The following is a 22,478-nucleotide window of genomic DNA, read 5'->3' as shown; positions in this document are numbered from 1 at the left end:
GGGACCTGTCATGGCTGACATCAGAAACAATTTCGTCGGCATCAAATCGCCCAATCCGTTCTGGCTGGCGTCGGCGCCGCCGACCGACAAGGCCTACAATGTCATCCGCGCTTTCAAGGCGGGTTGGGGCGGCGTCGTCTGGAAGACGCTTGGCGAAGAGGGGCCGCCGGTGGTCAACGTCAACGGCCCGCGCTACGGCGCGATCTGGGGCGCCGACCGGCGCCTGCTCGGCCTCAACAACATCGAATTGATCACCGACCGCGATTTGCAGACCAATCTTCGCGAGATGAAGCAGGTCAAGATGGACTGGCCCGACCGCGCGCTCATCGCGTCGATCATGGTGCCATGCGTCGAGGAAAGCTGGAAATCGATCCTGCCGCTGGTCGAGGAGACCGGCGCCGACGGCATCGAGCTCAATTTCGGTTGCCCGCACGGCATGTCGGAACGCGGCATGGGTGCGGCCGTCGGCCAGGTGCCGGAATATATCGAAATGGTGGTGCGCTGGTGCAAGCAATATACGCGCATGCCCGTCATCACCAAGCTGACGCCCAACATCGCCGATATCCGCAAGCCGGCGCGGGCAGCGCATGCCGGCGGCACCGACGCTGTGTCGCTGATCAACACCATCAATTCGATCACCGGCGTCGACCTCGACAGTTTCGCGCCGATGCCGACCATCGATGGCAAGGGTTCGCATGGGGGCTATTGCGGCCCGGCGGTGAAGCCGATCGCCATGAACATGGTGGCCGAGATCGCCCGCGATCCCGAAACCCGCGGCCTGCCGATCTCAGGCATCGGGGGCATCACCACGTGGCGGGACGCCGCCGAATTCGTGGCGCTGGGCGCTGGCAATGTGCAGGTCTGCACGGCGGCGATGACCTACGGCTTCAAGATCGTGCAGGAGATGATCGCCGGCCTCGAAAACTGGATGGACGAGAAGGGCCACCGGTCGCTCGACGACATCATCGGCCGCGCCACGCCCAACGTCACCGACTGGCAGTATCTCAACCTCAACTATGTCGCCAAGGCGCATATCGATCAGGACGCCTGCATCAAATGCGGCCGCTGCCACATCGCCTGCGAGGACACCTCGCACCAGGCGATCACCAACGTGGTCAACGGGGTCAGGCATTTCGAGGTGATCGAAGCTGAATGTGTCGGCTGCAATCTCTGCGTCAATGTCTGCCCGGTTGACAATTGCATCACCATGGAGCCGCTAGCGGCCGGCGCGTTGGACCAGCGCACCGGCAGACCGGTGTCGCCGGTCTATGCAAACTGGACCACGCACCCGAACAATCCGATGGCCAAGGTGGCGGCGGAGTAGGGGCAACCTTCAAAAGCGGCGTCTCCGGACGTCGCTTTTTCCATTTTGCTATTGCAGATAAGTTTTATCCAGGATATGTCTTATCTATGAATTGGAGACTAGCATTATGAAGCTGGGCGAGGGCGTTGAGGCGGCCATCCACTGCGCGGCGACACTGGCGAGCGTCGACGGCAACAGTACGATGCCGGGCGCGGCGCTGGCGGAATCCTTTGGCCTGTCGCCGAGCTATCTCCTGAAACACCTCAATATGCTGACTGCGTCCGGCATTCTGGAATCAGTGCCGGGTCCCGCCGGCGGCTACCGGCTGGCACGGGCTGCCGAACGCATCACGCTGCTCGACATCGTGCTCGCCATCGAAGGGCGCGAGCCGGCTTTTCGCTGCGGCGAGATCCGCCGTAACGGTCCGGTCAAGATCGATGCCTCTGCCTATGTCAAACCTTGCGGCATCAATGCGGCGATGCTGAAGGCGGAGCGCGCCTATCGGGCAGCCCTCGCCGAGGTGAAGTTGTCCGACATCGTGGCGGACTACGCCGCGGAAGGCGACCCCAGATCGTTTGCCGCGAGCTGCGCCTTTGTCGAGCGCCATCAACGGCGGCAAAAACCCAGTTCAACCAACCAAGCCTAAATTACCTCCCCAAGGATGCGAAAGGAAAGACGATGAAACAGAGGCTGCAGTTCTTCGCCAAGGCGCCCGAGATCATGAAGGCTGTGTCGGCACTCAACAAGGCGGTCGACGAATGTGGACTGGAGGTGAGCCTGCTGCACCTGGTCAAGCTCAGGGCCTCGCAGATCAATGGCTGTTCCTTCTGCGTGGAGATGCACAGCCGCGAAGCCAGGCGCGACGGTGAGACCGAGCAGCGGCTCTATCTCGTCGCCGCCTGGAAGGAATCGCCGCTGTTCTCCGAGCGCGAACGCGCCGCCTTCGCCTGGACCGAAGCGGTGACCCTGATCGCCGGCAACGGCGTGTCGGACGAACTCTACGCCCGCACGCTGGAGCATTTCTCGGAAGAGGAGTTGGTCAAGCTCTCCGTCGCGGTCGGCATGATCAACACCTGGAACCGGCTTTGCATTCCGTTTCACGCCATCCATCCGATGCCGGCCGCCAAGGCGGCCTGACAGTCCGGATATCTATTGGGGCACCCCCGGGGAAAGGCGGCGCCCCTACTGTTTCAAAGGATGTCGCGCTGAGCGGAGGGTTTCTGACGCTGGTCGCCCAGTCGCTTTAACTCTTCAACGTTTACGCCGCGAACCGCAGGCCGCCATCGCAGGTCAGCACCTGGCCGGTCACGAAGCCGTTGGAGACGAGGAAGGCTATCGCCGAGGCGACGTCCTCGGCGCGGCCGATGCGGCCGACCGGCGTTTTCCCCGCATATTCTGCAAAGACCGCCTGCCGCTGCTCTGCGGGCAGAAAGTCCCACCATGGCGTGTCGATGACACCCGGCGCCACGACGTTGACGCGCAGCGGCTTCAGTTCGACGGCCAGGATCGGCGCGACGGTCAAGAGCATGCCGTTGATGGCGCCGATGCCCGCGACGCCCGGCATGGCGACCTGCGCCGACACCGCCGAGATGAAGGTGACCGACCCCGATTTGTTCAGCGTCGGCAAGGCCGCCTGCAGGCAGGAGAGTTGCGGCCGTACCTTCTCCTCGACGCCGCCGCCGATGTCGGCAAGGTCGAGGGTCTCGAACGGGCCAAGGCCCTTGCCGCCGCTCGCCGCCAGAACGAGGTGGTCGAACGGACCGAGGCGCTCGAAGAACTGGCGCGCCTCATCCGGCTTCGAAGCGTCGAAGGCAGCCTTGCCGGCGGCGCCGCCAAGACTTTTCCAGGCGCCGACGAGCTTGTCCTGGTTGCGCCCGGTGATCGTGACCTTCATGCCCGGGCCGAGCAGTTTGCGCGCCGTCGCCAGGCCGATCCCGGATGAGCCGCCGATGATGACTGTGTGTTCGGTTCTGTTGGTCATGGCTGTTCTTCCTTCGATTCTGGCGGAGCCATCCCGACGAGGTCTAGGCTCAGGCTTCGCAATTGTTGTCTTGCCTTGACGTCATGGGCCTGGGCGTCGGCGCGGGATTCCTGCAGGCCGTCGAAATAGAGGCCGCTGCGCCCTTCCAGCGCGGGCGAGGTGGCGAGGTTCAAGATAGCTTCGGCGCCGGTTTCGACCGAACTCCATGGCGTGACGCCCGCCTGGCGGACCATGGTGGTGTTCATGTAACTCGCCGGATGCAGCGCGTTGACGGTGACGCCGCTGCCTTTCAACTGCCCGGCCAGATCGACGGTGAACAGGATCTGGGCCAGCTTGCTCTGGCAATAGGCGCGCACGCCGCTGTAGCCGCGGGTCAGCATGACATCGCCGAAATCGATCGCCTGCTGGCCGGCCGAGGCGACATTGACGATGCGCGCCGGCGCGCTCGCCTTCAGCAGCGGCAGAAGCTCCGAGGTCAGCAGGAAGCCGGCGAGATAATTGACGGCAAAGCGCAACTCGTAGCCATCGGCGCTTGTCTGTCTTTCGTCGCCGGCGGTGCCGACGCCGGCATTGTTGATGAGGATGTCGAGCCGATCGGTGCATGCGCGAACGGTCGCGGCGAGCCGGCGGACTTCGGCCAGCGAGGCAAGGTCGGCGGCACAGAATTCTGCCTTGCCGCCGGCGGCTTCGATCTCGGCGATAACGGCGTCTCCGCGTGTGGCATCGCGGCCATGCACCAGCACCCGTGCGCCGGCGGCACCCAGCCTTTGCGCTACCACGCGGCCGACGCCATCGGTCGAGCCTGTGATGAGGACGGTCTTGTCTTTCACTTTCATGTTCAGAGCCTCCTGTTGTTGCTCTGAACGCAAGATGGAGCGCTTCGCCCATGTCAAACAGTTCAAACTTTATCCTGGTATCAATACTGCTATAATGACCGGCATGAAAGCTCCCGTTGCCTCCACCCGATCAGCCGACGAGAGCCGCCGGCGCGAACTCGGCGCCTTCCTGCGGTCGCGCCGGGAAAGGCTGGCGCCATCGGCCACCGGCATCGCGACGGGGCCCAGACGGCGCACACCGGGTCTGCGACGCGAGGAAGTGGCGATGATCGCAGGTGTCGGCACCACCTGGTACACCTGGCTCGAGCAGGGCAGGGACGTGCGGCCCTCGGTGGAAGTGCTGGCGGCGCTCTGCGAGGCTTTGCGCCTCGACGTCGTCGAGAAGCGGCATCTGTTCATCCTGGCCGGCCGCCAGCAGCCTGAGCGTCGTGTGGCGGCGCCTGAAAAGGTCGACGCTACGCTGTTGCACATGCTGCAAAGCCTGGTGCTGCAGCCCGCCTATGTCGTTGGCCGTCGTTGGGACGTTCTTGCCTGGAACGACGCGGCCGTGGCGGTGTTCGGCGACTACGGCCTGCTCGAGGGCGATAGCAGAAACATCGTCCACATGGTGTTCACCAACCCGCACCATCGCCGCCTGCTGGTCGACTGGGAAGAACTCGCCCGCGTGGTGCTTGCGTCGTTTCGTGCCGAAAGCGCCAAATATGTCGGCGATCCGGATTTCGAACGGCTGATCGCGCTGATGATGAGTTCAAGTCCCGAATTCCGTGACTGGTGGCCCCGGCGCGACGTGGCGCGCAGGCTGACCGGCGTGAAGCATGTCCGGCATCCCACGGTGGGCTTGATGGCCTTCGAGCATATGAGCCTGTCGATCGACGACGGCTCGGACATGCGGCTGATCGTCTACACACCGCTCGCCGAGCAGAACTCGATCGCCAAACTTCAACAATTGCTCGAGGCGATGCCGGCCGAACGGCGCAGCGCGTGAGCCGTCGTAGGATCAAGCCTTCGGCTTCAGCCCATCGAGGAACAATTGCTCGAGGAAGCGGGCAGCGTCCTCGAAGCGGCCGTCGCCGCCACGGTTCGGCCCCAGCACGGCGCGGACCTGGACATCGAAATCGGCGTAATGCTGCGTCGTCGCCCAGATCGAGAAGATCAGATGCCAGGGATCGGTCCGGGCGATCTTGCCGGCGCGCATCCAGCCCTTGATGACGGCGGCTTTCTCGTCGACCAGCGTCTTCAACTCGCCCGCCAGCAGCGGCATGATACGCGGCGCGCCTTGCAGGATCTCGTTGGCGAAGAGGCGGCTCTCGCGCGGAAAGTCGCGCGCCATTTCCAGCTTGCGCCTGATGTAGCTCCTGAGTTCGGTCATCGGATCGCCGATGTCGTCGAGTTCCCGCAGCGGCGCCAGCCAGGTTTCGAGCAGCCGTTCCATCAATGTCTCGTGGATGTCTTCCTTGCGGCGGAAATAGTAGAGTAGGTTCGGCTTCGACATGCCGGCGGCTTCGGCTATCTGGTCGATGGTCGAACCGCGGAAGCCGCTGGTGGAAAACACTTCGAGCGCGGCCTCAAGGATCAGTTCGCGTTTTTCCTGCTGGATGCGGGTGCGGCGAGGGGCTTGCGTGCTCGTGGTCACCGTTGCGGGCCCTCGCCTTGCCAAATCTCGCATTCAAGGTCATCTGGACCAATTCTCTGGACCAGTTTTTCCCTAGGCTGTGGAACGCACTTCAGGAGCCGCATTTCCGCTAGTAATCCATTGACCGCCGACATGGCGGTGCTAACGTTTGTCCAATCGGTCAAAATTTGCGTAGCATGAAAGCGCGGCAAAGACCAAGCGTTGGACGCAGCGAAACAGGTTACAAGGGGAAGTCTTGGTCATGTCCAACCGGCTGAAAGTCACGCCGAACGATCTCAGCGCATTCTGGATGCCGTTCACGGCAAACCGGCAGTTCAAGCAAGCGCCGCGCATGTTCGTGTCCGCCAAGGACATGCATTACACGACCAGCGATGGCCGCAAGGTATTGGACGGCACCGCCGGCCTGTGGTGTGTCAACGCCGGCCATTGCCGCCCGAAGATCACCGAGGCGATCCAGCACCAGGCCGCCGAACTCGACTATGCACCCGCCTTTCAGATGGGCCATCCGATCGTGTTCGAACTGGCGAACCGCCTGGTCGACCTCGCGCCCAAGGGCATGGACCATGTCTTCTTCACCAATTCCGGTTCGGAATCGGTCGAAACGGCGCTGAAGATGGCGATCGCCTATCATCGCGTGAAGGGGGAAGGCTCGCGCACCCGTCTCATCGGCCGCGAGCGCGGTTATCACGGCGTCAATTTCGGCGGCATCTCGGTCGGCGGCATCGTCACCAACCGCAAGATGTTCGGCACGCTGCTGGGCGGCGTCGACCACATGCCGCACACGCATCTGCCGGAGAAGAACGCCTTCTCCAAAGGCGTGCCGGAATATGGCGCGGAACTCGCCAACGAACTCGAGCGTATCGTCGCCCTGCATGACGCCTCGACCATCGCCGCCGTCATCGTCGAGCCGGTCGCGGGTTCCACGGGCGTCATCCTGCCGCCGAAGGGCTATCTCGAGAAGCTGCGCGAAATCTGCACCAAGCACGGCATCCTGCTGATCTTCGACGAGGTCATCACCGGTTTCGGCCGTCTCGGTGCGCCGTTCGCGGCCGACTATTTCGGCGTCACGCCCGACATCATGACCACCGCCAAGGGCGTCTCCAACGGCGTCATCCCGATGGGCGCGGTGTTCGTGAAGAAGGAAATCCACGACGCCTTCATGACCGGCCCCGAGCACATGATCGAATTCTTCCACGGCTACACCTATTCGGGCAACCCGATCGCCTGCGCGGCTGCACTCGGCACGCTCGACACCTACAAGGAAGAGGGCCTGCTGACGCGCGGCGAGGAACTGGCGCCTTACTGGGAAGAGGCACTGCATTCGCTGAAGGGCGAGCCGCATGTCATCGACATCAGGAACATCGGCCTGATCGGTGCGATCGAGCTGGCGCCGATCGCCGGCAGTCCGACAAAGCGGGCCTTCTCGGCCTTCGTCAAGGCGTTCGAGCGCGGCGCGCTGATCCGCACCACCGGTGACATCATCGCACTGTCGCCGCCCCTGATCATCACCAAGGGCCAGATCAACGAACTGATCGACCACGTGCGTGAAGTGCTGCGGTCGATCGACTGAGGCCTGATGCGGCCACGCTCCCACACAGGAGAGTGGCCGCGAAGCGGCTGGTCGGCGCGGCACCGCGCCGGCCTGATCTTTGCCGCAAACGGTCGGAGTCAGGCGGGCCGCGCGCCGATCCCGGTCAGGATCACCCGCTTGATATTGTCCTTGGCTTCCCGCCATTGCCGGTCGGACAGAGGCTTGCCGCCGTTGAGTGTTTCGATCTGGTGTCCGAAATCGGCATAATGCTGTGTCGCGGCCCAAAGCATGTAGAGCAGGTGGCGTGGATCCACCGGGTCCATCTTGCCTTCCTCGATCCAGCGCCTGATGATTTCGACGCGGCCGTCGGTCCATTCGCGCAGCGTTGATTCCATATAGTCCTGAAGCACAGGCGCACCGTGCATCACTTCGGAAGCCCAGACCTTGGAGCCGTCCGGATGGCGGCGCGATATTTCCATCTTGGCGTCGACATAGGCACTGATGCCGTCGATCGGGCCGCGCGCCGCGTCGAAGCAATTGGCCGCCTGTAGCCAGATTTCAAAAATGTTCTGGACTACGGATCGGTAGAGTTCCTCCTTGGTGGCGAAATAATAGTGGAGATTTGCCTTTGGCAGACCCGCCAGATCGGCGATCAACTGCATCGTGGCGCCGCCAAACCCTGCCTCCGCGAAAACCTTTTCGGCGGCGACGAGAATGGTTTTTTCATTCTCCCGGCGGATGTCCTGTCGCCGCATGGGGCGGGTGGGTTCAGCCATGTCTTCCCCAAGATTCTAGTTGACCGGTTGGTCAGGTTGTGTAGTTTAAAAGCTGACCATACGGTCAGGCTGCAATTCACTCAAGGGGCGACAAGACTCCTGGTGTAGATGGGAACTCAAGATGGCCGCACCCGGCGAGAATCTGCGAATCAATTCAGACCGTTTGTGGGATTCGCTGATGGAGATGGCGAAGATCGGCCCCGGCATTGCCGGCGGCAACAATCGCCAGACCGTGACCGACGAGGACGGCGAGGGCCGGCATCTGTTCAAGCGCTGGTGCGATGCCGCGGGGCTCGAAACGGGTGTCGACGAGATGGGCACCATGTTTGCCCGCCGCGAAGGCACCGACCCCAGCCTGCCTCCGGTCTATGTCGGCAGCCATCTCGATACGCAGCCGACCGGCGGCAAATATGACGGCGTTCTCGGGGTTCTCGGCGGCCTGGAGATCGTGCGCTCGCTCAACGACCTCGACATCAAGACGAAACATCCGATCGTCGTCACCAACTGGACCAACGAGGAGGGCGCGCGCTTCGCGCCGGCGATGATGGCATCCGGTGTGTTCGCCGGCGTGTTAGACCAAGCCGATGTCTACGAGCACACGGACAAGAACGGCAAGAAATTCGGCGAGGAACTGGAGCGCATCGGCTGGAAGGGCACCGAGAAGGTCGGTGATCGCAAGATCCACGCCTTCTTCGAACTGCATATCGAGCAGGGCCCGATCCTCGAGGACGAAGAGATCGACATCGGTGTCGTCACCCACGGCCAGGGCCTGAAATGGCTGCAGGTGACGCTGACCGGCAAGGAGGCGCATACCGGCTCGACGCCGATGCCCAAGCGCCGCAATGCCGGGCTCGGCATGGCCCGAGTGATCGAATTGGTCCACGAGATCGCCATGGATTACCAGCCCGACGCTGTCGGCGCGGTCGGCCACATGGAAGTCTACCCGAACTCGCGCAACATCATCGCCGGCCGCACCGTTTTTACCATCGACATACGCTCGCCGGAGAAGGAAGTGCTCGACGCCATGGATGGCCGCATCCGCGAAGGCATCGACACGATCTGCGATGCGCTCGACATCCAGTACAAGATCGAGCAGGTAGGCGCTTTCGATCCGGTCACCTTCGACAAGGGCTGCGTCAAGGCGATCCGCGATGCGGCCGAGCGGCTTGGCTATACGCATCGCAACATCGTCTCTGGTGCCGGCCACGACGCCTGCTGGATCAACCGCGTCGCGCCGACCGCCATGGTGATGTGCCCATGCGTGGATGGGTTGAGCCACAATGAGGCCGAGGAAATCACCAAGGAATGGGCCGCGGCCGGCGCCGACGTTCTGTTTCATGCCGTGGTGGAGACGGCCGTCATCGTGGAGTGAACTTAGAGATTTACGTTCAAACGCCGCTCACCAAGAAGCGGGAAGAGAAGAACAAGGGAACAGCAAAATGACCAAAGTCATCAAGAACGGCACCGTCGTCACCGCCGACCGAACCTGGAAGGCGGACGTGCTGATGCAGCACGGCAAGATCGTCGCCATCGGCTCGGACCTGCATGGCGACCATGAGTATGACGCCACCGGCTGCTTTGTCATGCCGGGCGGCATCGACCCGCATACCCATCTCGAAATGCCGTTCATGGGCACCTATTCGGCCGATGATTTCGAATCCGGCACGCGTGCGGCCTTAGCCGGCGGCACCACCATGGTGGTCGATTTCTGCCTGCCGGCGCCGCAGCAATCGCTGCTCGAAGCCTTGCGGATGTGGGACAACAAGACCTCGAGGGCGTCCTGCGATTATTCGTTCCACATGGCGATCACCTGGTGGGGCAAGCAGGTGTTCGACGAGATGGCCACCGTGGTCGACAAGGGCATCACCTCGTTCAAGCACTTCATGGCCTACAAGGGCGCGCTGATGGTCGACGACGACGAGATGTACGCGTCGTTCCAGCGCTGCGCCGACCTCGGCGCGCTGCCGCTGGTGCATGCCGAGAATGGCGACGTGGTCGCGGCCCTGTCGCAGAAGCTGCTTGCCGCCGGCAATAACGGTCCCGAAGGACATGCCTATTCGCGTCCGCCGGAAGTGGAAGGCGAGGCGACCAACCGCGCCATCATGATCGCCGACATGGCGGGCGTGCCGCTCTATGTCGTGCATGTCTCCTGCGAACAGAGCCACGAGGCGATCCGCCGGGCACGCCAGAAAGGCATGCGGGTGTTCGGCGAGCCGCTGATCCAACACCTGACGCTGGACGAGAGCGAGTATTTCGACAAGGACTGGGACCATGCGGCGCGCCGCGTGATGAGCCCGCCCTTCCGCAACAAGCTGCATCAAGATTCGTTGTGGGCCGGCCTGCAGGCCGGTTCGCTGCAGGTGGTGGCGACCGACCATTGCGCCTTCACCACCGACCAGAAGCGCTTCGGCGTCGGCAATTTCACCAAGATCCCCAACGGCACGGGTGGCCTCGAGGACCGGTTGCCGGTGCTGTGGACCAGGGGCGTCAATACCGGCCGGCTGACGATGAACGAGTTTGTCGCCGTGACCTCGACCAACATCGCCAAGATCCTCAACATGTATCCGAAGAAGGGCGCGATCGTCGAAGGCGCGGATGCCGACATCATCGTCTGGGACCCCCAACGCAAGAAGAACATTTCCGCCAAGAAGCAGCAGTCCGTCATCGACTACAACGTCTTCGAAGGGGTCGAAGTGACCGGCCTGCCGCGCTTCGTGTTCTCGCGCGGCGAGTTGTCGGTCGAGGAGGCAGAGGTCAAGGCGAAGCCTGGCCATGGTGAGTTCGTCGGCCGCGAACCGAACGCGGCCGTCAACCGGGCGCTGTCGACCTGGAAGGAAATCACCGCGCCGCGCAAGGTGGAGCGGTCAGGCATTCCGGCGACGGGGGTGTGACGGTGAGGTGCGCGGGGCTCTATCTCACCGCCGTTGTTGTTCTGGCAGCCGGCTCCGCCGTGGCGGCCGGCATCGACCTGTCCAAGCCCTATGGCAACAAGTCCGGCTGCATCAACAAGAACGGCCAGCAGGTCTATGCCGAAGACATGCTGCTGCTGACCGACACCGATTTTATTACCGCGACCAGTGCCTGCACTTTCACGGGCAAACACGGTGAGGCCGATGGTTCGCTGACGGTCAAGGCAGAGTGCGAAGCGGAAGGCGAGGAGGGAAAGTCGCCCGCCACCTTCACGATCAAGCACAGCGCCAAGAATGCCAAGAAATTGGTGATCGCCGACGAGGACGGCAGCGTCATGGGCGAAGTTGCCCGGTGCCGATGAGGGCGGAAGGCTTTCCGTCAGCCTTAGGCGACGAGCGCGTCCAACTCCGGCAGCAGGACGACGCTTTCCTGTTCGTTGGGATCGGTGCGGGCGATGACGGCCGAGGACGGGGCATTGCTCAGATTGGCCGGCAAATGCGGCACGCCTGCGGGAATGTAGAAGGGTCGCCGGCCTTGACGACGATGTGATGCTCCAGCCGGTCGCCATACCAGGTATGGACCTCGCCGGAGAGCACGTAGATCGCCGTTTCATGGTTCTCGTGCAGATGCGCCTTGGCGCGGGCACCGGGCGGCATGGTGAGCACGTGCATGCAGATGCCGGAGGAGCCGACCGATTCGGTGGCGATGCCGGCGAAATAGGTCAGGCCCTGCTTGCCTTCATAAGTGCTTTCAGGGCGGATAAGATGACAAGTGGGTTTAGGCGACATCGGGGAAACTCCGGGCGTCGATCGAGTGGGACAAACTCAGCAGGACTGGGGCCAATGGGACGGGTCGAGTGGAAAACAACATCACGATAAAAGCAATCGCTTTCGTGCGGCGGAAGGCAGGCAGCAACCGATGACGGGACCTTCGCCAGCCGTCGTTTCGGCAAGCAAACTGGACCTCACCTTCCAGACCAATGACGGGCCGGTACAGGCGCTGTCCAATGTCGACCTGACCATCGGCAAGGGTGAGTTCGTCTCCTTCATCGGGCCTTCAGGTTGCGGCAAGACCACTTTGCTGCGCGTCATCGCCGATCTGGAAAAGCCCACTTCGGGGACGATCTCGGTCAATGGCATGACGCCGGAACAGGCTCGCGAGCGACGTGCCTACGGCTATGTGTTCCAGGCCGCCGCCCTGTTTCCCTGGCGCACCATCGAGCGCAATGTCGGGCTGCCGCTGGAAATCATGGGCCTGTCCAAGACCGAGCAGGCGGAGCGGATCAAGCGCACGCTCGACCTCGTGAACCTCAGCGGCTTCGAGAAGAAATACCCCTGGCAGCTTTCCGGCGGCATGCAGCAGCGCGCCTCGATCGCGCGTGCGCTGGCCTTCGATGCCGACCTGTTGCTGATGGACGAGCCGTTCGGCGCGCTGGACGAGATCGTGCGCGACCACCTCAACGAGCAATTGCTGCAACTGTGGGGACGGACGAACAAGACCATCTGCTTCGTTACCCACTCCATTCCGGAAGCCGTCTACCTGTCGACGCGCATCGTCGTCATGTCGCCGCGCCCGGGCCGGGTCAGCGACATCATCGAATCGACGCTGCCCAGAGAGCGGCCGCTCGACATCCGCGAGACGCCGGAGTTTCTGGCGATCGCCGCGCGGGTGCGGGATGGGTTGAGGGCAGGGCATAGTTATGATGATTGAGGCGGGTGACAAGCGAGCGGCGTACCGCGCCTTCGTCATCCTAGGGCGGAGCAGGCGTGTAGCAGCCTGCGCAGACCCTAGGATCCATGCCGCGACATTGGCCGAGAGGCGTAAGCAGCTGAGAATACCCGCCCAACAGAGTGGAGCGCAAGGAGCCGTATTCCGCACCGCTGCGGAGCAGAAATGTAACGGCATGGAGCCGAGGGTCCGCGCCGCGTCGCTTCGCTCCTTGCTCCGCCCTAGGATCACGAAGGCGCATGTGACGAAGGCGTGTGCTCCGCGAGACTTCGCCCATGGATAGCTTCCGCTCCAAGATCATCCCCGTAACCTCCATCCTTCTGGGCGTGGTCGTGCTCTGGTACATCTTCGCCGTTATCCTCAACGCGCCGTTCCAGCGCGATCTCGACCGGCGTGCCAACGAAACCTCCACGTTCGGCGAACTCATAGGCAAGACGCTGTCGCAGCCCAAGCCGACGCTGCCGGCGCCGCATCAGGTGGCGGTGAATTTCTTCGAGAACACTTTTCTGCGGCCCATCAACTCGAACCGCAGTCTCGTCTACAACGCCTGGGTGACGCTGTCCTCGACGCTGCTCGGCTTCGCCTTCGGCACCGCGCTCGGCATCGTCATCGCCGTCGGCATCGTCCATGTGGCGACGCTCGACCGCAGCCTGATGCCGTGGATTATCGCCTCGCAGACGATTCCCATCCTGGCGGTGGCGCCGATGATCATCGTCGTTCTGGCGGCGATCGGCATTACCGGACTGATCCCGAAGGCGATGATTTCGACCTATCTGTCTTTCTTCCCGGTGACGGTCGGCATGGTGAAGGGCCTGCGCTCGCCCGAGATCATGCATCTCGACCTGATGCACACCTACAACGCCAGCAACGCGCAGACCTTCTGGAAAGTGCGTGTGCCGGCCTCGGTGCCGTTCCTGTTCACCTCGATGAAAGTGGCTGTAGCGGCAAGCCTCGTCGGCGCTATCGTTGGCGAACTGCCGACGGGTGCGGTCGCCGGCATAGGCGCCAAGCTATTGGCCGGCGCCTATTACAGCCAGTCCATCGACATCTGGTCGGCGCTGGTCGCCGGCTCCATCGTGGCGGCACTGCTGGTGATGGTGGTCGGCATCGCCGGCCGCATCGTCGACCGCGCCATGGGCGGGAGGCCAGCATGAATTGGCTGAAACCTTCCTGGCAGGCCGTACTGGCAATCGTGCTGTGCCTGATCGCGATTGCGTTCGGCGCCATGTCGAAGCCGGAAGCGGCAGCGCTTGCCGATCCGACGGCCAGTATCGGTTACCCCTATCTCGGAATGAAGGGCTTGATGCTTGGCGTGGCCGTGCTGGCGGCGCTGATCTCCATGGTCAGGATTGCGCCCCTGGCGGAGGCCGTGGTGCTCTTCATGGGCGCCCATCTCGTCGCCTGGCTGCTGATATCGGGCATTGCAGGTTTCGAAGGGACGGCGCTGACGCCGTATTTCCTTCTGCTCACGGCTGCCTGGCTGCTTGGCTGGCGTTGTGTGGCGGTGCTTTCGGGATTGCGGCCGAAGGCAGGATGGGTCCGGACCGCACTGCGTCTGGTCATCCCGGCTATCTTCGGCGCCTGGATCCTGATCATCTGGGAAGCCGTCACACGGGGCGCCGGCATTCCTTTCATCCTGCTGCCGCCGCCGAGCGCCATCGGCGCGCGCATCGTCAGCTCGCTGCCGGTGCTCGGCGCCGATGTCCGGCAAACCATCTTCAAGGCGGTGCTCTTCGGCTATGTGGTGGGCAGCGGCGCTGGCTTCATCACCGCTGTTCTCGCCGACCGTGTACCGTTTCTGCGGCGTGGACTTCTGCCGATCGGCAATATGGTCTCGGCGCTGCCGATCATCGGCGTGGCGCCGATCATGGTCATGTGGTTCGGCTTCGACTGGCAGTCCAAGGCGGCGGTGGTGATCATCATGACCTTCTTCCCGATGCTGGTGAATACGGTCGCCGGGCTCGCTGCGTCCGGTCATATGGAGCGCGACCTGATGCGCACCTATGCGTCGGGCTACTGGCCGACGCTCGTCAAGCTCAGGCTGCCGGCCGCCGCTCCCTTCATCTTCAACGCGCTGAAGATCAATTCGACGCTGGCGCTGATCGGCGCCATCGTCGCCGAGTTCTTCGGCACGCCTGTCGTCGGCATGGGATTCCGCATTTCTACCGAGGTCGGGCGGATGAACATCGACATGGTCTGGGCCGAAATCGCAGTTGCAGCACTTGCAGGTTCGGTCTTTTATGGCGTGGTCGCCCTTGTCGAAAGGGCCGTCACGTTTTGGCATCCCTCTGTCCGTGGTGGATAGGGGCGGTGGGTTCAGGGCACTAACTCCAGAGGGTAAAAAAATGAAAAGACTTATTATTCCAGTTCTGGCCGGCGCGATGTCGCTGGCCGCGTTCCAGGCAATGGCCGCCGATAAGGTGACCTTGCAACTGAAATGGGTCACGCAGGCGCAGTTTGCCGGCTACTATGTCGCCAAGGCCAAGGGTTTCTATGAAGCCGAAGGCCTAGACGTCGACATCAAGCCGGGCGGTCCCGACATCGCCCCCGAGCAGGTGATCGCCGGCGGCGGTGCCGACGTCATCGTCGACTGGATGGGCGGCGCGCTCGCCGCGCGCGAAAAGGGCGTGCCGCTGGTCAACATCGCCCAGCCGTTCAAGAAGGCCGGCATGGAGCTGGTCTGCCCGAAGGATGGCCCGATCAAGACCGAAGCCGACTTCAAGGGTCATACGCTCGGCGTCTGGTTCTTCGGCAACGAATATCCATTCTACGCGTGGATGAACAAGCTTGGCCTCAAGACGGAGGGCGGTCCCGATGGCGTCACCGTGCTGAAGCAGAGCTTTGACGTGCAGCCGCTGATCCAGAAGCAGGCAGATTGCATCTCGGTGATGACCTACAATGAGTACTGGCAGCTGATCGACGCCGGCTACAAACCCGAACAGCTGACCGTTTTCAACTACTCGGCCATGGGCAACGACCTGCTCGAGGACGGCCTCTATGCCTCGGAAGACAAGCTCAAGGATCCGGCCTTCGAGGACAAGATGGTGCGTTTCGTGCGCGCCTCGATGAAGGGCTGGAAATACGCGATCGACAACAATGACGAAGCCGCAAGCATCGTGATGGACGGCGGCGGCCAGGACGAGAACCACCAAAAGCGGATGATGAGCGAAGTCGCCAAGCTGATCGACAATGCCGACGGCAAGCTCGACCCGGCGACCTACGAACGAACCGCCAAGGCGCTGCTCGACCAGAAGATCATCACCAAGGAGCCGAAAGGCGCCTATACCACCGCCATCACCGACAAGGCGGTCAAGTAGGCCTCGCAAGCGCGATCAACAGCGCCTGAGACCGGGTCTGACGATCAAAAAGGGGCGGGCGACCGCCCCTTTTTCATGCGCTCCAATCACAAAACCGTGTGCGGGGATACATTGCGCCGTCAAGCCGTTGCATTGAAGCATGCGCGCGTCGGGGAGCCGCGACGCACGCTCTATCCAATTGGAGGTTCTTCATGCGCGCTTACTCCTTCCTGCCGGCGCTATCGGCGCTCGCCATTTCCACCGCTTTCCTGTTCGCATCACCAGCCATGGCCGAGATGGTAAAATACAAGGCGACCCTCGATGGCGGCCAGCAGAGCCCAGCCGTTACCACCAAGGGCAAGGGGACGGCCACTCTCACCTTCGACACCACCAAGAAGAAGCTCAGCTGGAACGTGAAGTATTCCGGCCTCAGCGGCCCGGCGACAGCGGCGCATATTCACGGCCCGGCGGCGGCGGGCGAGAACGCGCCTCCGGTGATCCCGTTCAAAGGCAAGCTCAAGAGCCCGATCAAGGGGTCGGCGACGCTGACGGATGCGCAGGCCGCGGACCTGGAGGCCGGCAAGTATTACGTCAATGTGCACACGGCGGCCAATAAGGACGGCGAGATTCGCGGCCAGATCGAAAAGGCGATGTAGAGCCCGAAGCGCGGCTAACATCTGACGGCCTGCGGGACAGCGCCCCCCTCTGTCCTGCCGGTCCTTAAGCCTTGTCGCGTATCTGCGTCATCGTCCGGGTCGGGGTGATCGCCTCGGGATCGAGCCTGATCTCGACGATCGCCGGCTTGCCGCTGGTTCGCGCGCGCTCGAAGGCAGGCGCGAAATCGGCTGTCTTCTCCACCGTCTCGCCATGGCCGCCATAGGCGCGGGCAAGTGCTGCAAAATCAGGGTTCTTCAGATCGGTGCCGACGACGCGGCCGGGATAGTCGCGTTCCTGGTGCATGCGGATGGTGCCGTAAATACCGTTGTTGACGACGATGACGACGATCGGCAGGTCGTACTGCACAGCGGTGGCGAATTCCTGGCCGTTCATCAGGAAGCAGCCGTCGCCGGCGAAGGCGACCACGGTGCGCTCCGGATACAGCGCTTTGGCGGCCACCGCCGCCGGCGTACCGTAGCCCATCGAGCCCGACGTCGGCGCTCCTTGCGTGGCGAAGCGGCGGAAGCGATGGAAGCGGTGTACCCAAGTTGCGTAATTTCCGGCGCCATTGGTCAGGATTGCGTCGTCGGGCAGTACCTTTTCCAGATAATCCATGATTGGACCCATCCGCACCGCGCCGGGGCCGGTCTGTGGCGGCGTCGACCATTCGAGATATGAGGCATGGTGCCTGGGCGTCTCGGCCGCCCATGATGGCGTTCCGGCCGGCATGCGCCTGGTGAAAGCCTCGACGAAAGCCGCTGGCGATGCATTGATGGCCAGGGTCGGACGGTAGACCCGGCCGAGTTCGCCGGCATCGGCATGGACGTGCACCAGGGCCTGGTCGGGATAGGGGCTCTTCAGCAGCGTGTAGTCGGAAGAGGGCATCTCGCCCATGCGCCCGCCGATCAAGNGAACGACGTCCGCCTGCTTGATAGCCGTTGCCAGCTTCGGATTGATGCCGATGCCGACATCGCCGGCATAGTTTGAATGAAGATGGTCGAACAGCATCTGGCGGCGGAAGGAACAGCCGACAGGAAGCGACCAGGCCTCGGCAATCTCATGCATCCGCGCGACCGCGTCCGCGTTCCAGCGCGTGCCGCCAAGGATGACGAAGGGACGCTTCGCGCCGGCAAGCAGCATTTCCAGTGCGTCGAGTTCGGCTTCGCCGGGATAGGTTTCTACCGGCGTGTGCGGAAGTGCTTCCGGCGCGTCGACGACGCTGGTCAGCATATCCTCGGGCAGCGATATGACGACCGGGCCGGGGCGGCCCGACGTCGCCACGGCAAAGGCGCGCGTGACGAATTCGGGGATGCGCGAGGCGTCGTCGATCTCGACCACCCATTTGGCGATGTCGCCGAAGAACCCGACGTAGTCCACTTCCTGGAACGCCTCGCGCTCCTTGGCGTGGCTGGCGACCTGGCCGATGAACAGGATGAGGGGAACCGAATCCTGCATGGCGATGTGGATGCCGGCCGAAGCGTTGGTGGCGCCGGGTCCGCGGGTGACGAAGCAGATGCCGGGCTTGCCGGTCAGCCGCCCCTGGCAGTCGGCCATCATGGCGGCGCCGCCTTCCTGGCGGCAGACGATGGTGCGGATCGAGGAATCATGCAGCGCGTCAAGCACCGCAAGGTAGGATTCGCCCGGCACGCAGAACATTCGGTCGGTGCCGTTGGCTTCGAGGGCGTCGACGATCAGTTGTCCACCGGTCTTCATTTCCCAGACTTCTCCAGTTCGGCAAGGATTTCGTCAGTGTGCTCGCCAAGGCGCGGCGAGGGGCGTTCATAAGTAAGCGGTGTGCCCGACATCACCATCGGCGCGCGCACCGACGGCAGGCGGTTGCCATGCCCGTCGTCGAGGTCGAGCCGCATGCCGCGGGCAATGGTCTGCGGGTCGTCGAACATCTGGCCGATCGTGTTGATCGGGCTCGCCGGCACGCTGGCGGCTTCGAGCTTCGCCAGCAGCGGATCGCGATCAAAAATCTTCAGCGCCTCGATGATGCGTGCGCGAAGTTCCACGCGATTGGCGACGCGGGCCGGATTGGTGGTGAAATCGGGATTGGCCGGCAAATCGCCCAGCCCAACCGCGGCGCAGAATTTGGCGAACTGGCCGTCATTGCCGACGGCCAGGATGATGTGGCCGTCCCTGACTGGGAGCACTTCGTAAGGGGCGATGTTCATATGGGCATTGCCCATCTGCACCGGAGACTTGCCGGAAACGAGATAATTGAGGTTCTGGTTGCCGAGCGCCGAGATCTGCGTGTCGAACAGCGCCATGTCGATGTGCTGGCCTTCGCCGGTCTGTTCGGCATGGCGAAGTGCTGCCTGGATGGCGATGACCGAATAGAGGCCGGTGAAGATATCCGAGATGGCGACGCCGGCTTTCTGCGGCTCGCGGCCGGGCTCGCCGGTGATCGACATCATGCCGGCCATGGCCTGGATGATGAAATCGTAGCCCGCGCGAGGCGCATAAGGCCCATCCTGACCGAAACCGGTGATCGAGCAGTAGACGAGGCGAGGGTTGATTTCCTTCAGACTGCCATGGTCGAGCCCGTATTTCTTCAGGCCGCCGAGTTTGAAGTTCTCGATCAGCACATCCGCCGTCGCGACCAGCCGGCGCACCGTCTCGGCGCCTTCCGGCGTCGAGAAGTCGATGGCGATGGAGCGCTTGCCGCGATTGCAGGAATGGTAATAGGCGGCCGACAGGTTCTCGCCGTCATGGCTCATGACGAAGGGCGGACCCCATTTGCGGGTGTCGTCGCCGCCGTCGGGGCTCTCGACCTTGATGACATCGGCGCCGAGATCGGCAAGCAACTGCCCGGCCCAGGGTCCGGCAAGAATGCGGGCGAGTTCGACGACGCGGACGCCTTTCAGCGGGGGTTCGGCCATAAATCACCGTGGTTGCTGCAATCATCCCGATCGCTGCGAAAGCAGAGCCTCTATCAAGCCCGGCAGCGGCTGTCACGGTTCTTGCTATGGGCCAAAGCTTCAGGCTTTCAGGACAGCGTCCGCCCAGTTGGCGAAATCGTCCATGACGGTATCCCGGTTCACCTCGTTCAGGCTCTCGTGGCGGGTGCCGGCGTAGACCTTCGAAACCAGATTCGAAAAGCCCATCCCGCGCATGCGGTTCGCGAGATGGGTGATGCCCTTGCCGTAGTCCGAGGCAGGGTCTTTCTCGCCGCCAACGATGGCGACGGGAAGGCCGCGCCGGATGCCGGCAAAGCCTGCATCCTTGCTGCCGTTCAGCGCCATGGCGACCACATCGCGCCACATCGATATGGAGGGATTCCAGCCGCAGAGCGGATCGGCAATGTACTTCGCGACCTCCGCCTCGTCGCGCGAAAGCCAGTCGAACAAGGTGCGATGGTCGGGGACCGCCTTGCCCCAGGCTTGGAAGGTGAGTTTCGGCAGCAGGCGCGACGGGACATCGGAGCCCAGCCGCATTCGCTCCCAGGCCAGGATGCCGAGCGCCACCTGGCCGAGCGAGCCTTGCGAGAAATTGCCGTTCCAGATGGCGGCGGCATGGATCCGATTCGAGTGCCGTAACAAGTAGTTCAGCGCCACGGACGCGCCCATCGAGTGGCCGAAAAGGATCACCGGCAGGTCAGGCTGCTCGCGGGCGATAAGATCGTGCACGGCATCGACATCGGCGATCACCTTGGCCGGTCCGTCCTTGTCGGCGAATCTGCCGAGCGGCGCGTCTGGCGCCCTGGTCGCCCCATGGCCACGGTGGTCATGGACATAGACATGGAAGCCCCGGGTGGCCAGGAAACCGGCGAAGCGGTCGTAGCGCGCGGCATGTTCGGCCAGGCCATGATTGATCTGGACCACCGCACGCGGAGAGCTGTCGGCCTGCCGGATCAACAGATTGAGGTCGGCCTTGGTCGGCGAGCGGACCACGCGCTGCTGGCTGAATGGCATGCCGGCTGGCCTCCCCCTGGTTCCGCCGTTGCAATGTCCAACGTGTGCGCCGGCGCCAGATTTGCGTCAATCGGGCCTGCCGGCTTTTCCGCGACGATCTTTCTTGCCACGGGCCCGCAAAATATCGCAATTCTGACATGGAGACAGCTTCAGTCTGTCGCCCACTTTCCAGCAGGGGATTCTCCATGCGCATTGCTGTTGTTTTCGGATTGGCCTTGCTGGCGGGCTCGCTGGCAGGCGCGGCGCATGCCGACGTCAAGATGAGCGGCACCTTCGTGGCCGACGCTGCCTGTCCCGCGACGCAGGCGATCAAGAACGGCAAGAATCCCGGCAATGTCTCGACCGATGCGGGCAAGACCTATCAATTGCTGGCCGGCAACAAGGATGCTCCGACCCACTACCTCATCCTAGTGCCGGGCGCCGATCCCGAGCGCCGTTGGGTGAAGGTCAGTTGCGGCCATCTCTCGGGCAGCAGTGCCGTAACCGCGCCGGCGGCACCCGGCGGGCAAGGCAAGCCGGCGGCCTCGGGAAAACCCGAATATGTCTTCGCGCTGAGCTGGCAGCCGGCCTTCTGCGAGACCAAGTCGAACAAGACCGAATGCAAGGCGCAAAACCCTGGTGAATTCGATGCCACCAATTTCACGCTGCACGGTCTGTGGCCGCAGCCGAACGGCAATTTCTATTGCCAGGCTTCGGCCAGCGACAAGGCCAATGACAATCCGGCTCACTGGCAGGACCTGCCACCAGTCAACCTCGATGCCGCGACCCGCGCCGAGCTCGACAAGGTGATGCCGGGCACCGCCTCGAAGCTGGAACGGCATGAATGGATCAAGCACGGCACCTGCTACGGCAAAAGCCAGCAGGAGTATTTTTCCGACGCCCTTCATCTGATGCGTGAGGTCAACAGCTCGCCTGTCCGCGACCTTTTCGCCAAAAATATCGGCGGCAAGCTGACCGCGGACCAGATCCGCAGCGCCTTCGACCAGGCCTTCGGCGCGGGAGCAGGGGACCGGGTGCGTGTGTCCTGCCTTATCGATCCGTCGAGCGGCCGGCGGCTGATCGGCGAACTGACGCTTGGCCTTGCCGGCCCGATCGGTCCGAACAGTTCGCTCAAGGATCTGCTGCTGGCCTCAGTGCCGACGAACAAGGCCGGTTGCCCGACCGGCACGGTCGACGCGATCGGGTTCCAGTAACGCACGGGCACGTATTTAGGCAGCTAGGCGGGCTTTCGCTTGCCATGCCTGCTGTTATGTTCGCAGGGCGGTTCATTCAGCGGGGGTTGCAATGAGTGGCATAACGAGCAGCGCGCTGGCGCGGCTGGCTTTCTGGGCCAAGGGCATGGTTGCGATCAACGATGCTCGCATGGAATGGCCGGGGTTTTCCTATAGCCAGCCCTAGTGGGCGCGCATGCGCGCACTGTCCGCACCGATCGGCGCCGGCACCTATCATCTCTTTACGATCATCAACGCGGTGATCTTCATCGCAATCGCCGCGCTCGGCATTTTCGGCGTCTTCCTGCCGCTGGCCACTGTGCTGTTTCCGGTGCCGGCGGAGACCAGCGCGCTGAAGTTCTCGCTACTCCTGGCCGCCTGCGCCTTCCTCATCATCGGCCTCGGCCTGCCGATCTCGATGCGTCTGTCGGCCATGCTCGTCGGTGGCAAGAGGATGCGTGAGACGCTGGTTCCGGCGGCCGGAGACGATGCGCTGGCATCGAAAGTCTCCTGGCAGATCAACCGCATCATGCTGATCATGTGCGGCCTGCTGGTGCCGGGCATCCTGCTTTTCATCGCCCACGACATCCAGGCCGGGCCGATCATCACGGCGCTGAAATGGCTGGCGATCGTGCTGATGGCCGTCTCGACCATGACAGGCATTGCGCGGCACAGGAAATCGTAGCGACAAGGTTAGAC

At 63.1% G+C, this 22,478-nt stretch carries 22 protein-coding genes and 1 pseudogene; 15 read left to right on the top strand and 8 right to left on the bottom strand.

What is annotated here, in order from left to right:
• The first annotated feature begins 10 nt into the window (after positions 1-10).
• The 3 genes from preA (at position 11) to X739_RS163010 (ending at position 2,440) form a co-directional block, all read left to right on the top strand.
• Complete coding sequence (preA, locus tag X739_RS163000) at positions 11-1,324, top strand: NAD-dependent dihydropyrimidine dehydrogenase subunit PreA (RefSeq protein WP_023792287.1); 1,314 nt, start codon at positions 11-13, stop codon at positions 1,322-1,324.
• 106 nt (positions 1,325-1,430) lie between these two features.
• On the top strand, positions 1,431-1,949 hold the full coding sequence (locus tag X739_RS163005) for an Rrf2 family transcriptional regulator (protein WP_015317148.1): 519 nt from the start codon (positions 1,431-1,433) through the stop codon (positions 1,947-1,949).
• Between the two features lie 32 nt (positions 1,950-1,981).
• Positions 1,982-2,440 (top strand): carboxymuconolactone decarboxylase family protein, encoded by a 459-nt coding sequence (locus X739_RS163010; protein ID WP_023792284.1) that lies wholly within the window; start codon positions 1,982-1,984, stop codon positions 2,438-2,440.
• 121 nt (positions 2,441-2,561) lie between these two features.
• Here the strand turns inward: X739_RS163010 and X739_RS163015 are convergent, their stop codons facing one another.
• Complete coding sequence (locus tag X739_RS163015) at positions 2,562-3,284, bottom strand: SDR family oxidoreductase (RefSeq protein ID WP_023792281.1); 723 nt, start codon at positions 3,282-3,284, stop codon at positions 2,562-2,564.
• Positions 3,281-4,120, bottom strand: coding sequence for an SDR family oxidoreductase (locus tag X739_RS163020; protein WP_023792278.1), 840 nt, complete (start codon positions 4,118-4,120; stop codon positions 3,281-3,283). Before X739_RS163020 ends, X739_RS163015 begins: the two co-directional genes overlap by 4 nt.
• Positions 4,121-4,223: 103 nt before the next feature.
• Between X739_RS163020 and X739_RS163025 the strand changes: the two genes are divergently transcribed.
• Complete coding sequence (locus X739_RS163025; RefSeq protein ID WP_023792275.1) at positions 4,224-5,105, top strand: helix-turn-helix transcriptional regulator; 882 nt, start codon at positions 4,224-4,226, stop codon at positions 5,103-5,105.
• A gap of 12 nt (positions 5,106-5,117) precedes the next feature.
• Here the strand turns inward: X739_RS163025 and X739_RS163030 are convergent, their stop codons facing one another.
• Positions 5,118-5,753 carry a TetR family transcriptional regulator C-terminal domain-containing protein gene (locus X739_RS163030; RefSeq protein WP_023769612.1) on the bottom strand — a complete coding sequence of 212 codons (636 nt, stop codon included), beginning with the start codon at positions 5,751-5,753 and terminating at the stop codon, positions 5,118-5,120.
• Positions 5,754-5,994: 241 nt separating this feature from the next.
• Here X739_RS163030 and X739_RS163035 point away from each other — a divergent pair, with 241 nt between their 5' ends.
• Positions 5,995-7,323 carry an aspartate aminotransferase family protein gene (locus tag X739_RS163035; protein ID WP_023769613.1) on the top strand — a complete coding sequence of 443 codons (1,329 nt, stop codon included), beginning with the start codon at positions 5,995-5,997 and terminating at the stop codon, positions 7,321-7,323.
• 98 nt (positions 7,324-7,421) lie between these two features.
• On the opposite strand, the gene X739_RS163040 is transcribed toward X739_RS163035, so the two are convergent.
• A complete protein-coding gene (locus X739_RS163040; protein ID WP_023792270.1) occupies positions 7,422-8,060 on the bottom strand; it encodes a TetR/AcrR family transcriptional regulator in 639 nt (212 codons plus the stop codon).
• 121 nt (positions 8,061-8,181) lie between these two features.
• On the opposite strand from X739_RS163040, the gene X739_RS163045 reads away from it, so the two are divergent.
• The 3 genes from X739_RS163045 to X739_RS163055 all read left to right on the top strand — a co-directional run bounded on the left by X739_RS163045 (position 8,182) and on the right by X739_RS163055 (position 11,331).
• Positions 8,182-9,432, top strand: a complete 1,251-nt coding sequence (locus X739_RS163045; RefSeq protein WP_023792266.1) for a Zn-dependent hydrolase — start codon at positions 8,182-8,184, stop codon at positions 9,430-9,432.
• A gap of 67 nt (positions 9,433-9,499) precedes the next feature.
• The gene (gene hydA / locus X739_RS163050; protein WP_023792263.1) at positions 9,500-10,951 is read left to right on the top strand and encodes a dihydropyrimidinase; all 1,452 of its coding nucleotides are present in this window, start codon (positions 9,500-9,502) and stop codon (positions 10,949-10,951) included.
• Positions 10,948-11,331, top strand: a complete 384-nt coding sequence (locus X739_RS163055; RefSeq protein ID WP_245273770.1) for a hypothetical protein — start codon at positions 10,948-10,950, stop codon at positions 11,329-11,331. The genes hydA and X739_RS163055 overlap by 4 nt, the downstream gene beginning before the upstream one ends.
• Before the next feature lie 23 nt (positions 11,332-11,354).
• Here the strand turns inward: X739_RS163055 and X739_RS01000000165755 are convergent.
• A pseudogene (locus X739_RS01000000165755) lies at positions 11,355-11,758 on the bottom strand (cupin domain-containing protein).
• 130 nt (positions 11,759-11,888) lie between these two features.
• On the opposite strand from X739_RS01000000165755, the gene X739_RS163060 reads away from it, so the two are divergent.
• From X739_RS163060 to X739_RS163085, 5 genes are all read left to right on the top strand, one after another.
• The gene (locus X739_RS163060) at positions 11,889-12,680 is read left to right on the top strand and encodes an ABC transporter ATP-binding protein (RefSeq protein ID WP_023769618.1); all 792 of its coding nucleotides are present in this window, start codon (positions 11,889-11,891) and stop codon (positions 12,678-12,680) included.
• Between the two features lie 293 nt (positions 12,681-12,973).
• Complete coding sequence (locus X739_RS163070) at positions 12,974-13,852, top strand: ABC transporter permease (protein WP_023769620.1); 879 nt, start codon at positions 12,974-12,976, stop codon at positions 13,850-13,852.
• Positions 13,849-15,003, top strand: a complete 1,155-nt coding sequence (locus tag X739_RS163075) for an ABC transporter permease (protein WP_023792257.1) — start codon at positions 13,849-13,851, stop codon at positions 15,001-15,003. Before X739_RS163070 ends, X739_RS163075 begins: the two co-directional genes overlap by 4 nt.
• A gap of 40 nt (positions 15,004-15,043) precedes the next feature.
• Entirely contained in the window at positions 15,044-16,015 is a 972-nt protein-coding gene (locus X739_RS163080; protein ID WP_023769622.1) for an ABC transporter substrate-binding protein, read from the top strand.
• 191 nt (positions 16,016-16,206) lie between these two features.
• Positions 16,207-16,650, top strand: coding sequence for a CHRD domain-containing protein (locus X739_RS163085; RefSeq protein WP_023769623.1), 444 nt, complete (start codon positions 16,207-16,209; stop codon positions 16,648-16,650).
• 64 nt (positions 16,651-16,714) lie between these two features.
• Here the strand turns inward: X739_RS163085 and X739_RS163090 are convergent, their stop codons facing one another.
• The 3 genes from X739_RS163090 to X739_RS163100 all read right to left on the bottom strand — a co-directional run bounded on the left by X739_RS163090 (position 16,715) and on the right by X739_RS163100 (position 20,568).
• On the bottom strand, positions 16,715-18,364 hold the full coding sequence (locus X739_RS163090; RefSeq protein ID WP_023792252.1) for a thiamine pyrophosphate-binding protein: 1,650 nt from the start codon (positions 18,362-18,364) through the stop codon (positions 16,715-16,717).
• Positions 18,361-19,536 carry a CaiB/BaiF CoA-transferase family protein gene (locus X739_RS163095; RefSeq protein ID WP_015317168.1) on the bottom strand — a complete coding sequence of 392 codons (1,176 nt, stop codon included), beginning with the start codon at positions 19,534-19,536 and terminating at the stop codon, positions 18,361-18,363. Before X739_RS163095 ends, X739_RS163090 begins: the two co-directional genes overlap by 4 nt.
• A 99-nt stretch (positions 19,537-19,635) precedes the next feature.
• Complete coding sequence (locus tag X739_RS163100; protein ID WP_023769625.1) at positions 19,636-20,568, bottom strand: alpha/beta hydrolase; 933 nt, start codon at positions 20,566-20,568, stop codon at positions 19,636-19,638.
• A gap of 185 nt (positions 20,569-20,753) precedes the next feature.
• Here X739_RS163100 and X739_RS163105 point away from each other — a divergent pair, with 185 nt between their 5' ends.
• Both X739_RS163105 and X739_RS163110 read left to right on the top strand, forming a co-directional pair.
• Positions 20,754-21,761 (top strand): ribonuclease, encoded by a 1,008-nt coding sequence (locus X739_RS163105; RefSeq protein WP_023769626.1) that lies wholly within the window; start codon positions 20,754-20,756, stop codon positions 21,759-21,761.
• Between the two features lie 214 nt (positions 21,762-21,975).
• Positions 21,976-22,464, top strand: a complete 489-nt coding sequence (locus X739_RS163110) for a hypothetical protein (protein ID WP_023769628.1) — start codon at positions 21,976-21,978, stop codon at positions 22,462-22,464.
• Positions 22,465-22,478: the final 14 nt, after the last annotated feature.

The organism is Mesorhizobium sp. LNHC209A00 (assembly GCF_000502915.1).
Classification (GTDB): Bacteria; Pseudomonadota; Alphaproteobacteria; order Rhizobiales; family Rhizobiaceae; genus Mesorhizobium.
This window is presented reverse-complemented; position numbering and strand designations above follow the sequence as displayed.